Raw genomic sequence first — 13,874 nt, 5'->3', positions numbered from 1 at the left:
CCAGCCGCAGGTGCGCGCGGAAGCGGCCCTCCCGCCGGGCGCGGCGCCGCTCCGACTGTGCCGGAACGGCCCCGTGGCCATAGGTTGATCCGCATGGAGGAGCTGGATCGACAGATTGTGGAATTGCTCGTCAAGGACGGCCGGATGAGCTACACCGACCTGGGCAAGGCCACGGGCCTGTCCACCTCGGCGGTACATCAGCGGGTACGCCGCCTGGAACAGCGCGGGGTGATCCGCGGTTACGCCGCGGTGGTCGACCCCGAGGCGGTCGGCCTGCCCCTCACCGCGTTCATCTCGGTCAAACCCTTCGACCCCAGCGCCCCCGACGACATCGCGGACCGGCTCGCCGGCATCGCCGAGATCGAGGCGTGCCACAGCGTGGCGGGCGACGAGAACTACATCCTCAAGGTCCGGGTCTCCGCCCCGGTGGAACTCGAACACCTCCTCACCCGGATCCGCTCACTGGCCGGGGTCTCCACCCGCACCACGGTGGTCCTCTCCACCCCCTACGAATCCCGGGCGCCGCATTTCTGAGGGCTCGGTTCGCCTCCGGGCGGTGAAAGCCACGGTCGACCGCCGGCGTCGACGCGCAGCGCCCCGGAGGCGCACCGAGCCCCCAGAAAAGAGGGGAGACTGGTGGGCATGAGTGATCGCACCGCCTCCCCGGCCGACCATCGCACCGTGCTGCTGCGCCGCGGGGAAGTCCACAGCCCCGCCGACCCGTTCGCCACCGCCATGCTCGTGGAGCGCGGGCATGTCGCCTGGGTGGGTTCCGAGGGGGCCGCGGACTCCTTCGTCGCCGGGGCCGACGAGGTCGTCGACCTGGACGGCGCGCTCGTGACCCCCGCCTTCACCGACGCCCATGTGCACACCACGGCGACCGGCCTCGCGCTCACCGGGCTCGACCTGTCCGGCGCGGCGAGCCTCGCGGAGGCGCTCGCGCTCGTACGGGCGTACAGCGCGGCGCGGCCGGACGAGCGGATCCTGCTCGGGCACGGCTGGGACGCCGAGCGGTGGCCCGAGCGGCGGGCTCCCGCGCGCGCCGAACTGGACGACGCCGCCGGGGGCCGGCCGCTCTACCTGCCGCGGGTCGACGTGCACTCGGCCGTCGTGACCACCGCTCTGCTCGACCTGGTCCCCGGCGTCACCTCCCTGGCCGGATACCGCCCCGAAGGGCCCCTGACTGCCGCCGCCCACCACGCCGTACGCGCGGCCGCCCACGGTGCCGTCAGCGCCCGTCAGCGCACCGAGGCGCAGCGCGCCGCCCGGCTGCGGGCCGCCTCCCTCGGGATCGGCACGCTCCACGAGTGCGCGGGTCCCGAGATCTCCGACGAGGAGGACTTCACCGCCCTGCTGGCGCTCGCCCGGGACGAGCCGGGGCCGCGGGTCCACGGCTACTGGGCGGAGCCGGTCAGCGACGAGAAGGGGGCCCGGCGCGTCCGGGAGCTCGGCGCCGCGGGTGCGGCGGGCGATCTCTTCGTGGACGGCTCGCTCGGTTCGCACACCGCCGCCCTGCACGAGCCGTACGCCGACGCCGCCCACACCGGCATCGCGCATCTCGACGCCCCCGCCGTCGCCGCCCATGTGACCGCCTGTACGGAGGCGGGACTTCAGGCCGGATTCCACGCCATCGGCGACGCCGCGATCAGCACGGTCGTGGCCGGGGTACGGGCCGCCGCCGAGCGCCTCGGTCCTGCCCGGATCCGCGCCGCCCGGCATCGCGTCGAACACGCCGAGATGCTCACCCCGGAGACCGTCGCCGCCTTCGCCGAACTGGGCCTCACCGCTTCCGTGCAGCCCGCCTTCGACGCGGCCTGGGGCGGCGACGAGGGGATGTACGCGCGCCGGCTCGGCGTCGAACGGGCCCGTACGCTCAACCCGTACGCGGCGCTGCTGCGCGCCGGGGTGCCGCTGGCCCTCGGCTCCGACAGCCCGGTCACCCCCCTCGACCCGTGGTCGACGGTCCGGGCCGCGGCCTTCCACCGCACCCCCGGCCACCGGATCTCCGTACGGGCCGCGTTCACCGCCCACACCCGGGGCGGCTGGCGGGCCGTCGGGCGCGACGACGCGGGGACCCTGGTGCCGGGCGCCCCCGCCGACTACGCGCTCTGGCGGACCGAGGAACTGATCGTCCAGGCCCCCGACGACCGGGTGGCGCGCTGGTCGACGGACCCGCGCTCCGGGACGCCGGGCCTGCCGGACCTCACGCCGGGGCGTCCGCTGCCCGTGTGTCTGCGGACGGTGGTCGGCGGGCAGACCGTCTTCGTGGGCCCGAACGAGTGACGTAGGGACATTTCGTACCGCCGACCGATGCTTTCCGGCCTCGGCCGCGACCTGCGGATCTTCCGCACTGACCTGGTGTTTCGGGTCAATCTCGCAGGTCAAAGGGGTATTGACAGCGAGCCGTCACCGGCGGGTAGGTTCGGCCGGGTCCACCACAGGACGTCCGTCCGGCAACCTCCACGCACGTCGTCGAACGCCGCTGGGCCATGGGGCGGTGTGCCGCACCGGCGCACCACCACTGGGAGCCAGGTCCAGCGCCCGCGTATCGGAGGCGAGGGAAGGTTTCCGCCGGCCGGCAGGTGCGACCCGGACGGGGCCCCGGCGTTCAGTAGACAACGGCTTTCGGTCGATCCGCAGCCAGCGGGTCCCAGGTCGGCCCGAAGGACGCCGGGTCCCGGTCCGCAGCCCCGCCCCGGGTGTTCACGCTCCGTACGGGAGCCCACGGCCGGCCGTTCCCCTCCCTCATCTCCGGACATCACCTCTCAACTCGTCCGACACCGGGCCACCATCGTGCTCGGGGGCCCCTGTCCGCTCGCTAAGCTGAGGCGTCTGCGTACGGCGATGAAGGGGCAGCAGTGAACGACGGTGGCCAGAGGCGGTACGGCCCGCTCGGTACAGCCTTGGTGATCATCCCGACCTTCAACGAGGCCGAGAACATCGCGCCGATCGTCTCCCGCGTGCGCGCGGCCGTACCGGCGGCCGACATCCTCATCGCCGACGACAACAGCCCCGACGGCACCGGCAAGATCGCCGATGAGCTGGCCGCCGAGGACAGCCAGGTCAAGGTGTTGCACCGCAAGGGCAAGGAAGGGCTCGGCGCCGCCTATCTGGCCGGATTCCGCTGGGGCATGGAGCACGGCTACGGGGTCCTCGTCGAGATGGACGCGGACGGCTCCCACCAGCCCGAGGAGCTGCCCCGCCTGCTGACCGCGCTCAAGGGCGCCGATCTCGTGCTCGGCTCACGCTGGGTGCCGGGCGGGCGCGTGGTCAACTGGCCCAGGACCCGCCAGATGATCTCCCGCGGCGGCAGCACCTATTCGCGGGTCCTGCTCGGCGTCCCGATCCGCGATGTCACCGGCGGCTACCGGGCCTTCCGCAGGGAGACCCTGGAAGGGCTCGGCCTCGACGCCGTCTCCTCCCAGGGGTACTGCTTCCAGGTCGATCTGGCCCGCCGCGCCGTCGACGCCGGCTGCCATGTGGTCGAGGTGCCCATCACCTTCGTCGAACGCGAGCTGGGCGACTCCAAGATGAGCAAGGACATCCTCGTCGAGGCGCTGTGGCGGGTCACCGCCTGGGGCGTCGAGTCCCGGGCGAACCGGCTGCTGGGCCGCAAACCGGCCGGACCGAACGGCCCCGCGGCCTGACCCTGGCCCCCCATGATCGTTACGGCCTCCCCGGCCCGCCGTAACGGCCGGCGCCCAGGCACACTGGAACCATGACGACCGCGCACTCGCCCCGGCCCGTTCCCAAGCGCTCACGCGCCCGCACCCTCCTCCCGCTCGCCATCGCCGTCTGGCTGGTGCTGGAGATCTGGCTGCTGACCGTGGTGGCCGAGGCCGCCGGCGGATTCACCGTCCTGCTCCTGCTCGTCGGCGCGGTCGTGCTCGGCGCCGTGGTGATCAAGAGCGCCGGGCGCCGCGCCTTCCAGAACCTGACCGAGACGCTGCAGCGGCAGCAGCGCCCCGGCGCCGCCGCCGAGCCCGAGGCGGCCACCGGCTCCACCGGCAACGGCTTCCTCATGCTCGGCGGCCTGCTGATCATGATTCCCGGGCTGATCACCGACGTGCTCGGCCTGCTGCTGCTCGTACCGCCGGTACGGAAGGGGCTCGGCCGGTACGCGGAGCGCTCGCTGGAGCGCCGGATGAACGCGGCGGGCCCCGGCACCCTGGGTGACGCCTTCCAGCAGGCGCGGATGCGCCGGCCCGACGGCAAGGTCGTCCAGGGCGAGGTCATCAAGCAGGACGAAGCGCCCGAGCGGCGCCCCGAGGACGAGGGCCCGCGCCCGCCGCTGACCCCGTGACCCATGCCGTGACCGTATCTCCCCGGTGACCTTGCGTAACCGGGGAGGGTCGGAGACAGACACGCCGCGGGCCGCGTCACACAGTTCGTGTGACGTGGCCCGCGGCGTGTGCTGTCGTGCGCTTGTCGTGTGCGGCGGTTACGCGGTCAGGCGGACTTCCGGCTGTCCCGCGGGTGCACGGCGATGTTCATGGCGCCGGAGCGCAGGACCGCCAGCCTCTCGGCCAGCACCTCCTCCAGCTCCTCGCGGGTGCGCCGCTCCATGAGCATGTCCCAGTGCGTACGCGCAGGCTTGCCCTTCTTCTCTTCGGGGCCATCCCCGTCCACCAGGAGTGCCTGGGCGCCACACGCCTTGCACTCCCACTCCGGCGGAATTTCCGCCTCCACCGAGAACGGCATCTCAAATCGATGGCCGTTCTGGCATGCGTACTCCACCGCCTGGCGCGGGGCCAGATCGATGCCGCGGTCCGTCTCGTAGCTGGTCACCACGAGTCGCGTGCCGCGGAGAGCTCGCTCACTCATGAATCGTGCCTCCCGGGCTTGTCGCCCACAGGACAGGTGTCGCTGTCGTCGTCATCCGGTCAACGTTCGGTCGGCGGTAAAGATTCCCGTTGCGGGTCATGCCTCGTCCGTCGTGCCGCTGCTTTATCAAGGGTTGCGTACCCACCGGCGCCCGGTTTGTCACATCTAACAGGAGATGTCACCCAGCGATTTCATTGGTTGAGTACGCAGTAACGGTCCGCCTGGCAGGCCAAACGCGTACACTACCGCCCTTTCACTTCAACGTCTAAATCCGGTCCGGTACGGGATTCCCCGCGGCGGCGATCGCCGCCTTGACCGGCACCCGCGCCAGCAGCACGGAACCGATCGCGAAGAAGACCACCAGCGAGATGATCGCATCCCGGTAGCTCCCGGTGAGCTGGAACGCGAGACCGAACACCAGCGGACCCAGCCAGCTCAGCCCCCGGTCGCTCATCTCGTACGCGGAGAAGTACTCGGCCTCCTTGCCGCTCGGTACGAGATGCGAGAAGAGCGAACGCGAGAGCGCCTGGCTGCCGCCCAGGACCAGCCCGATCGCCGCGGCCATCAGATAGAACGCGACCGGCGCCCCCGCGGGCAGGAAGTAGCCCGCCGCGAGGATCAGCGTCCAGACGGCCAGCGACCCCAGGATGACGCGTTTGGCCCCGTACAGCCTGGCCATCCGGCCCATCCCCAGCGCGCCCGCCACCGCCAGGACCTGCACCAGCAGCACGGCGGTGATCAGGGTCGTCTGGTCCAGGCCCAGCTCCTCCGAGCCGTAGATCGACGCCTGGGAGATCACCGTCTGGATGCCGTCGTTGTAGATCAGATAGGCGAGCAGGAAGCCGAGCGTCAGCGGATGGCGGCGCATGTCCCGCAGCGTGGCCATGAGCTGCCGCCAGCCGGTGCCCACCGTCCCCTCGCCGTGCGGCGCCACCTGCCGGTCGCGCAGCCGGCGCAGCGGTACGAGGGTGAAGGCACCCCACCAGAGCCCCGCCGAGGCCAGACAGATCCGTACCGCCGTCGACTCCGGGACGCCGAAGGTGTCGTGCCCGGTGTACAGGACCAGATTGAGGACGAGGACCAGCGCCCCCGAGGTGTAGCCGAACGCCCAGCCCCGCGAGGAGACCGCGTCGCGCTCGTCGGGTTCCGCGATCTGCGGCAGATACGCGTTGTAGAGCACCATCGAGACCGCCAGCGAGGCGTTCGCCACGACCAGCAGCAGCGCGCCCAGCAGATAGCGGTCCCCGTCGAGGAAGAACATGCAGGTCGTGGCCGTCGCCCCGAGATACGCGGCCGCCGCGAGCAGCGGCTTCTTGCGCCCCGTGCGGTCCGCCGCCGCGCCCACCAGCGGCATCACCAGCACCGCCACCACGATCGAGACGGAGACCGCGTACGCGAAGACCGAGCCCGCCCGCACCGGGACGCCCAGCGGATGGACGAAGCCCTCGGCGTCCGCGGCGTTCTTCGCCACCGAGGTCAGATAGGGGCCGAGGAAGACGGTGAGCACGCTCGTCGAATAGACCGAGCACGCGAAGTCGTAGAAGTACCAGCCGTGTTGCTCACGCCTGAGGGCCTTCGCCCCGTCGGCCCGTTCCACCGTGTCAGCGGTCACCCGCGCTGCCTCGCTCTCCCCGTACGGACGCCGCGCCCGCCGGCCGTACCCGCCACGGGCACTACCCCCAGGCTCCCCGCGCGGCCAACACCGAGCGCAGCGTTTCCAGTTGATCAGTCATGATGCCATCCACGCCGAGGTCGACCAGCGCCTCCATCCGCGCGGGATCGTTGACCGTCCAGACATGGACCTGGAGGCCGAGAGCGTGCGCCGTCCGTACGAAGCGCTCGTCCACCACCCGGATGCCGTACTGCGATTCGGGCACCTGCGCGCACACGGCGCCGCGGCGGACCGGGGCGGGGACCCCGTACGACCGCAGCCGCAGGCCCGCCACGCCCCGTACCCCGTACGAGGTGGCGAGCCGGGGGCCCGCGAGCCGGGCCGCGCCCGCCACCCTGGCCTCGGAGAACGAGCCGACGCACACCCGGTCCCAGCTCCCCGTGGCGCGGATCAGCTCGACCAGCGGTGCCAGCGCGGGCGCCGCCTTGATGTCCACGTTCCAGCGGGCCTCGGGGAACTCCTCCAGCAGTTCGGCGAAGAGCGGCAGCGGCTCGCGGCCCGCCACCCTCGCCCGGCGCACCTCGTGCCAGGGCAGCTCCGCGATACGGCCCCGCGCGTCCGTCACCCGGTCCAGCGTCGCGTCGTGGAAGGCGACGAGCCGGCCGTCCGAGGTGGCGTGCACATCGGTCTCGAAGTAGCGGTAGCCGAGACCGGCCGCCCGGCGGAACGCGGCGGCCGTGTTCTCCAGGCCGTCGGCGGCGCCGCCGCGGTGGGCGAAGGGGATCGGGCCGGGGCGTACCGCGCCGGGCCGGTCCAGATAAGGGTGGAGTTCGCGCGTCACCGCCGCAGTATGGCGCCTTCCGGTGACCCGGCGGCGACCACCGTACGGCCGTTGTCCGCCGCGGGGATGGCGAAGACCCGCAGGAAGAACTGGGCCAGGGGGCCGATGGCCAGCGCGTACGCCACCGTACCGATGCCCACCGAGCCGCCCAGCGCGAAGCCGGTGGCGACGACGGCCACCTCGATCGCGGTACGGACCAGCCGCACCGAACGGCCGGTCAGCCGGTGCAGCCCGGTCATCAGCCCGTCCCGCGGCCCCGGGCCGAACCGGGCGGCGATGTACAGCCCGGTGGCCACCCCGTTGAGCACGATCCCGGCGACCAGCAGCGCGATCCGGGCCGGCAGCCCGTGCGCCGCGGGGACCAGGGCCAGCGTCGCGTCGATCGCCAGCCCGACGGCGAAGACGTTGGAGACCGTGCCCAGCCCCGGTCGCTGCCTGATCGGTATCCAGAGCAGCAGCACCACCGCCCCCACGGCGATCGCGACCACCCCCATGGAGAGCCCGGTCAGCTCGGCGAGCCCCTGGTGCAGCACGCCCCACGGCTCCAGCCCCAGGCCCCCGCGCACCAGCAGCGCCGCGCTCGCCCCGTACAGCGCGAGCCCGGCGTAGAGCTGGCAGAGCCGTCGGGTGAGCCGCCGGGGCCCCGGGCCGGCGGCTCCGGACGGGTCGGAGGCGCCGAGCGTGCCTGTGGCGCCGGACGAGCTGGAGGAGCCGGATGAACCGGATGAACCCGAGAAAGTCGACACGGTGCCGTCCCTTGGTGCCATGGTGGACTGATGCGTGTCACTCTGTGGCGGGTGGACAGCGGACAACCAGGTCCAATTCCGGGAAGGTGGACTGATTTCCATGGCTCAGTGGACCTCGGCGGTCGGGGCGTCGCAACTCGCCCGACAGCTCCAAGCCCAGCAGCCCCGGCCGGCCGGCCCCGGCAGCCGCCGCCCGCCCGCCTACCGGGCGCTCGCCGACGGCATCCGGCTGCTCGTCCTGGAGGGCCGTGTCCCCGTCGCCGCCCGCCTCCCCGCCGAGCGCGAACTGGCGCTCGCCGTCTCCGTGAGCCGTACGACGGTGGCCGCCGCCTACGAGGCGCTGCGCGCCGAGGGTTTCCTGGAGTCCCGCAGGGGCGCGGGCAGTTGGACGGCCGTCCCGGCGGGGCACCCGCTGCCCGCGCGGGGCCTCGAACCCCTGCCGCCCGAATCGCTCGGCTCCGTCATCGACCTCGGCACGGCCGCGCTGCCCGCCCCCGAGCCCTGGCTCACCCGGGGCGTCCAGGGCGCGCTGGGCGAGCTGGCGCCGTACGCCCACACCCACGGCGACTACCCGGCCGGGCTCCCGGCGCTGCGGCAGATGCTCGCCGACCGCTACACCGCGCTGGGCGTTCCGACGATGCCCGAACAGATCATGGTCACCACCGGCGCCATGGGCGCGATCGACGCGATCTGCCATCTCTTCGCGGGGCGCGGCGAACGGATCGCGGTGGAGTCGCCCAGCTACGCCAACATCCTCCAGCTCATGCGCGAGGCGGGCGCCCGGCTGGTGCCCGTCGCCATGGCCGAGGGGCTGGCCGGCTGGGACCTCGGCCGCTGGCGCCAGGTGCTGCGGGACGCGGCGCCCCGGCTCGCGTATGTCGTCGCCGACTTCCACAACCCGACGGGCGCGCTGGCCGACGAGGACCAGCGGCGCGCGCTCGTCGACGCGGCGCGCTCGGCGGGCACCGTCCTCGTCGTCGACGAGACCATGTCCGAACTGCGCCTCGACCCGGAGGTGGAGATGCCGCGCCGGGTCTGCGCCTTCGATCCGGCGGGCAGCACGGTCCTCACGGTCGGCTCGGCCAGCAAGGCGTTCTGGGCGGGGATGCGGATCGGCTGGGTCCGCGCCGCCCCCGACGTGATCCGCTCCCTCGTCGCGGCGCGCGCCTACGCCGATCTGGGCACCCCGGTGCTGGAACAGCTCGCCGTCAACTGGCTGATGCGGACGGGCGGCTGGGAGGAGGCCGTCGCGCTGCGCCGCACCCAGGCACGCGAGAACCGGGACGCGCTGGTGGCGGCGGTGCGCGAGCAGCTCCCCGGCTGGGGCTTCGACGTGCCGCACGGCGGGCTGACCCTGTGGGTGCGGACCGGCGGGCTCTCCGGGTCCCGGCTGGCGGAGGTCGGCGAGCGGGTCGGTGTCCGGGTGCCCTCGGGGCCCCGCTTCGGGGTCGACGGGGCGTTCGAGGGGTATGTACGGCTGCCGTTCACCGTCGGCGGCCCGGTCGCCGTGGAGGCGGCGGCCCGGCTCGCGGCGGCGGCGCACCTGGTCGGGACGGGCGCGACCACGGGCACGGACGCGCCGCGCACCTTCGTGGCCTGAGCCCGGCGGGCCTCGCGTGGCCTGAGCGACCGGCCGGCCCCGGGGCCAGGGGGCGGCCGGTCGCGGCGTCCCGCCCGGTCAGCCCTCGGCGGCCGACGGCGCGGGGACCTGCCCGACGGCCGGCTCCGGCTCGGTCTCCTGCCCGGGCACCCGCTCGTACGCCCGGTCCTGCCCGTACGCCCACCGCTGGAAATGCTGCCGGGGAGGCAGGAGATCCAGCACGGCGCGGCGGTGCGGCTCGCTCGTCGCGTCGTCGTACGGGTCGGGCGTGGCCGGGACCTGGAGCCGGAGCACCGGCGCCGTGCCGAGCCGTACGTACCCCCGGCCGGGCGGCATGTCCGGCGTGGGCGTGGTGTGCGGAGGGGCCCCGAGCACCGCCTCCACCAGCGCGGGCGTGGCGGGCCCGAGGACGACCCGGGCGCGGGTGTGCGCCGTCACGTCCTCGCTCAGCTCGCCCAGGGCGTCGAGGTGTTCGGCGACCACGACCGTCACCCGGGCCGCCCTGCCGTGGCGCAGCGGCACCTGGAGCAGGACCTGCGGGTCGGGCCGTCCGTCGGCCGCCGCGAGATGGCCGAGGGCGCCGGGCCGGTCGCACAGGATCCACAGCGGGCGGCGGGTGTCCTCGGGGGCGGGGTGGCCGGACTGGAGGGCGCGGTCGGCCTCGATCAGCCGCCGTTCGGTCTCGCGCGCGGCCCATTCGAGGCCGGCCAGCGCCCCGGTGAGCCCGCACTCCACGGTCAGTACGCCCGTACGCCCGGCCAGGCAGGCGAACTCGCCGGTCCCGCCGCCGTCCACGACCAGGATGTCGGCGTCCGGGAGGGCCTGGAGCGCGAGCGAGCGCAGCAGGCTCGTGGCGCCGCCGCCGGGATGGCCCGCGACCAGCAGATGCGGTGCGGCGGAGCGCGGCCCGGTCCGCCAGAGGACCGGGGGCGCGTTCCGGTGCCCGGCGGTGGCCGCCACGGGAATCGTGCACGGCACCGCGTCGTCGTCGGTGAAGCCGAGGAGGCTCTCGCCCGGCGCCGTGACGAAGCACTGGGCGGCGATGTCGGTGGGGAGCGGGGGCAGGACGGTCATCAGCAGGAGGTTGTCCTCCTCGTCCCAGTCGAAGAGATATTCGCGCCCGCGTCCGGATTTGACGTGCAGCAGCTGCTCGATCCGGGCGCGTGCGGCGGGCTCGCCGTCGGGGAAGTACGGCGGGTAGGCGACCCGGAGCCGGGTGAGCCGTCCGTCGCCGTCGAAGGCGTGGTCGGTGAAGGCGGTGCTCCACTCGCCGCCGTGGCTGAAGAGCGGACTCGGGTCCTCGGGGACGGCGAAGTGCGGTACGAGCGCCTCGTAGAGGGAACGGAGCCGCCGTAGCTCCGCCTCGTCGGGCCCGGTCCGTACGGGCGGACGGTCCCGTCCCCTCCAGCCGGCCACGCCCAGCACCGAGACCAGCAGCAGCGGCGGCCCGTACGGGAGGAGCGCGACCAGCAGGAGGCAGGCGGCGGCCAGGAACAGCGCGGGACCGCGCCGGTCCTTGGGCGTATGCGTCCAGCTCCGGCGCGCCGCCGCGGCCATCATCCGCAGGCCGCGGCCGATCGTGATCAGCGGGTGGAGGGCGTCCCTGGCGCCGTCCGCGGCCGTACGGGCCAACTCGCGCCCGCGCGCGACGCGTTCGCCGCCGCCGGCCGGAAGGTGGGGGAGTGGTCGCCGGGCCACGTCTGTCTCCTGGGGGTGCGGAAGGGGGCGGGCGTCAGAACTTGATCCCGCCCAGGAGGCCGGCGAGGCTCGCCCCGCCGGCCGTGATGCTCGGGGCGATGGCGGTGCCCGCCAGGTAGAAGCCGAAGAGGGCGCAGACGATCGCGTGCGACACCTTGAGTCCGTCCTTCCGGAAGAAGAGGAAGACGATGATTCCGAGCAGTACGACGCCGGACATGGACAGAATCATGGGCATTCTCCTGGTTCGTGCGGACAGTCACCATGAGTCCTTCCAGGATCACGAAAAGTATCTATGCGACAAAAGGTGCAAATGAGTGAAGATTTAAGCATTTCACTGCACTGGCGCAGGTGAGTCCCCACTCCGTCGGCGGACGTCCGGACTCTCCGCTTCCTCTTAGGGCTCCGCGCAGTAATCTGTCGGTTCATTCCGCACAGACTCTTCATTCCGCACAGACTCCGGAAGGCGGTCCCACCGATGAGCGAAGCCCCCGACCCCCAGGTCATCGAACTGGCCACCAAGGTCTTCGACCTGGCCAGGACGGGCGAGGCCGAGACGCTCGCCGCGTACGTCGACGCGGGTGTGCCCGCCAACCTCACCAACGACCGGGGCGACTCGCTCCTCATGCTCGCCGCCTACCACGGCCACCTGCCGGCCGTCGAGGCACTCCTCGCCCGTGGCGCCGACGCCGCCCGGGTGAACGACCACGGCCAGACGCCGCTCGCCGGCGCGGTCTTCAAGGGCGAGGACGAGATCATCCGCGCCCTGCTGGCCGGCGGCGCGGATCCGGCCTCGGGCAGCCCCTCCGCGGTGGATACCGCGCGGATGTTTGGGAAGACGCACCTCCTGGAGCTGTTCGGGGCCCGGTGACCGTCGTGACGGACAGCGTCGTAAATGTGGTCGCGGTGGCGAAATGGCTGGGTCATCATGACGACGGGCCCACGGAGGGCCACCGACGAGAGGCAGGGAAGATGGTCTGCGTTAGGCAGAAGACGACAACGGACGGCCGATCATGTTGCCGCGCGGTCTAGGACGTGCGTCAGGCCCGAGAGGGCTTCGGCACCACACTCCCCGGTTGCGTCGACAGCTTGATGTGAGGCTTTCCCCATGTTCGATCCAGTCATAGCGCCGAGCGGCACGCTGCTCGGCCTGCTGCAGAGGGGCCGCGGCGACGGCACGCTGCACGCGCTCGCCGCACCCCGGGCAGAGGCACTCGCCGCCCTCAACCACTGCGTGCTGAACGACCCCCGCCACGACTGGCAGGTCGAGAACCGCTCGCTGTACTACGCCCGTCTCTATCTGGACATCCACGGCGGTCTCGAAGCCATCGACGACCACCTCTTCCGCGCCGAGGACCACGTCGACAGCGACGAGTCACGGACCGGGCTCGCCCTCGCCGTCCTCGGCCACCTCGCCTCGTACGGCAGGCACGACGCGCTCGACCTGCTCCGGCGCTACACCGCGACCGGCACCAACTGGGCGTGGGCCCTGGACGAGCTGGCGCTGCGCGACGACGACACGGGCCTGCGCGCCCTCGCCACCCCCGTCCTCGCCCGGTTCCCCGCCACCCCCGACGGCGACGCCGAACTGGCGTCCACCGTGCGCGACGCCTTCGAACCCAGGCCCTGGCGGCTCTGGGCCGACGACCCGCGCCCGGCGGTCGGCGCCCGCATCAGAGCCGCCGGCGAACGGGGCTCCTTCGACCGCTGGCAGCGCCAGATGCGGCCGAGCGGACCCCGCCCCGGCTGGAGCGTCCAGGCCGTCTTCGACTGGGCCCAGCAGGGTCTGGAACGCGGCACCGAACTCCACCTGCCCGCGGCCCGCTGCCTCACCGCCGTCGCCGGCCCCGGCGACCGCCCGCTCATCGTCGAGGCCGCCCGCGGCGGACCCGGCGGGGCCCGCTGCGCCGCGCTCCACTACCTCGCCGAGGCCCGCGACCCGGTCGTGCTCGACCTGATCGAGGCGGCGGCCGGCGACCCGCACCGCGCCGTCGCCGACGCCGCGGTCTCCGCCTTCGAGCGGATGTGCGGCGACGAGGCCGTCGACCGCGCCCGGGGCTGGATCCACCGCCCCGACGCCCTCGGCGCCTCCGCCGCCGGAGTCCTCGCCTGCCGCGGCGGCACGAAGGACACCCCTCTGGTCCTCGGCGCCCTGCGGGAGACCGTACGCGCCGAAGGCCCCGACTCCCCGCGGCTGTGGAGTCTCGTCGACGGCGCGGGCCGCCTCGGCATCGTCTGCGCGGCGCCCGTGCTGCGCCACGTCTACCGGGAGACGGCGTCCTCCCAGCTCCGGGGCCGCACGGCGCGGGCACTCGCCGCCACCGACCCCTCGTACGCCACCGGATTCGCCGTCGAATGCCTGTGGGACTGCGAGGAGACCACCCGGGAGATCGCCGCGCTGCACGCCGAGACCGGCGACGTACGGGTGGCCGACCGGCTCCGGCGGCTCGCCGCCGATCCGGCCGAGGAGGCCGAGGTGCAGACGGCCGTACGCAGCCGCATGGGCCCGGACGCGGCGGCCAGGTGACGCCCCGGCCCCGGCCCCGTGGCCCGGAC

General features: G+C 73.4%; 13 protein-coding genes. 7 read left to right on the top strand and 6 right to left on the bottom strand.

What is annotated here, in order from left to right:
- Positions 1-93: 93 nt before the first annotated feature.
- From AB0P17_RS30370 to fxsA, 4 genes are all read left to right on the top strand, one after another.
- Positions 94-534 carry an Lrp/AsnC family transcriptional regulator gene (locus tag AB0P17_RS30370; protein WP_365815746.1) on the top strand — a complete coding sequence of 147 codons (441 nt, stop codon included), beginning with the start codon at positions 94-96 and terminating at the stop codon, positions 532-534.
- 108 nt (positions 535-642) lie between these two features.
- Positions 643-2,283 carry an amidohydrolase gene (locus AB0P17_RS30365; RefSeq protein WP_365815744.1) on the top strand — a complete coding sequence of 547 codons (1,641 nt, stop codon included), beginning with the start codon at positions 643-645 and terminating at the stop codon, positions 2,281-2,283.
- A gap of 575 nt (positions 2,284-2,858) precedes the next feature.
- Positions 2,859-3,647 (top strand): polyprenol monophosphomannose synthase, encoded by a 789-nt coding sequence (locus tag AB0P17_RS30360; protein WP_365815742.1) that lies wholly within the window; start codon positions 2,859-2,861, stop codon positions 3,645-3,647.
- Positions 3,648-3,718: 71 nt separating this feature from the next.
- Positions 3,719-4,303, top strand: a complete 585-nt coding sequence (gene fxsA, locus AB0P17_RS30355; RefSeq protein ID WP_365815740.1) for an FxsA family membrane protein — start codon at positions 3,719-3,721, stop codon at positions 4,301-4,303.
- Between the two features lie 146 nt (positions 4,304-4,449).
- On the opposite strand, the gene AB0P17_RS30350 is transcribed toward fxsA, so the two are convergent.
- From AB0P17_RS30350 to AB0P17_RS30335, 4 genes are all read right to left on the bottom strand, one after another.
- Entirely contained in the window at positions 4,450-4,824 is a 375-nt protein-coding gene (locus AB0P17_RS30350) for an RNA polymerase-binding protein RbpA (protein ID WP_003959706.1), read from the bottom strand.
- A 265-nt stretch (positions 4,825-5,089) separates the two neighbouring features.
- Positions 5,090-6,436, bottom strand: coding sequence for an MFS transporter (locus AB0P17_RS30345; RefSeq protein ID WP_365815738.1), 1,347 nt, complete (start codon positions 6,434-6,436; stop codon positions 5,090-5,092).
- A 61-nt stretch (positions 6,437-6,497) separates the two neighbouring features.
- A complete protein-coding gene (locus AB0P17_RS30340; RefSeq protein WP_365815736.1) occupies positions 6,498-7,277 on the bottom strand; it encodes a glycerophosphodiester phosphodiesterase in 780 nt (259 codons plus the stop codon).
- Entirely contained in the window at positions 7,274-7,870 is a 597-nt protein-coding gene (locus tag AB0P17_RS30335; protein WP_365815810.1) for a hypothetical protein, read from the bottom strand. Before AB0P17_RS30335 ends, AB0P17_RS30340 begins: the two co-directional genes overlap by 4 nt.
- Before the next feature lie 253 nt (positions 7,871-8,123).
- Here AB0P17_RS30335 and AB0P17_RS30330 point away from each other — a divergent pair, with 253 nt between their 5' ends.
- Positions 8,124-9,623 carry a PLP-dependent aminotransferase family protein gene (locus AB0P17_RS30330; protein WP_365815734.1) on the top strand — a complete coding sequence of 500 codons (1,500 nt, stop codon included), beginning with the start codon at positions 8,124-8,126 and terminating at the stop codon, positions 9,621-9,623.
- A 78-nt stretch (positions 9,624-9,701) separates the two neighbouring features.
- Here the strand turns inward: AB0P17_RS30330 and AB0P17_RS30325 are convergent, their stop codons facing one another.
- Together AB0P17_RS30325 and AB0P17_RS30320 are read right to left on the bottom strand one after the other, a co-directional pair.
- Positions 9,702-11,321 (bottom strand): hypothetical protein, encoded by a 1,620-nt coding sequence (locus AB0P17_RS30325; RefSeq protein ID WP_365815732.1) that lies wholly within the window; start codon positions 11,319-11,321, stop codon positions 9,702-9,704.
- Positions 11,322-11,355: 34 nt separating this feature from the next.
- Positions 11,356-11,550, bottom strand: coding sequence for a hypothetical protein (locus tag AB0P17_RS30320; RefSeq protein ID WP_365815730.1), 195 nt, complete (start codon positions 11,548-11,550; stop codon positions 11,356-11,358).
- Positions 11,551-11,796: 246 nt separating this feature from the next.
- On the opposite strand from AB0P17_RS30320, the gene AB0P17_RS30315 reads away from it, so the two are divergent.
- Together AB0P17_RS30315 and AB0P17_RS30310 are read left to right on the top strand one after the other, a co-directional pair.
- A complete protein-coding gene (locus tag AB0P17_RS30315; protein WP_365815728.1) occupies positions 11,797-12,189 on the top strand; it encodes an ankyrin repeat domain-containing protein in 393 nt (130 codons plus the stop codon).
- Between the two features lie 237 nt (positions 12,190-12,426).
- Positions 12,427-13,845, top strand: coding sequence for a HEAT repeat domain-containing protein (locus AB0P17_RS30310; protein ID WP_365815726.1), 1,419 nt, complete (start codon positions 12,427-12,429; stop codon positions 13,843-13,845).
- Positions 13,846-13,874 lie beyond the last annotated feature (29 nt).

The organism is Streptomyces sp. NPDC088124, from assembly GCF_040685895.1.
In the GTDB taxonomy this organism is placed as follows: domain Bacteria; phylum Actinomycetota; class Actinomycetes; order Streptomycetales; family Streptomycetaceae; genus Streptomyces.
The sequence above is the reverse complement of the archived record's forward strand: the minus strand, read 5'-3'. Positions and strand labels throughout refer to the sequence as shown.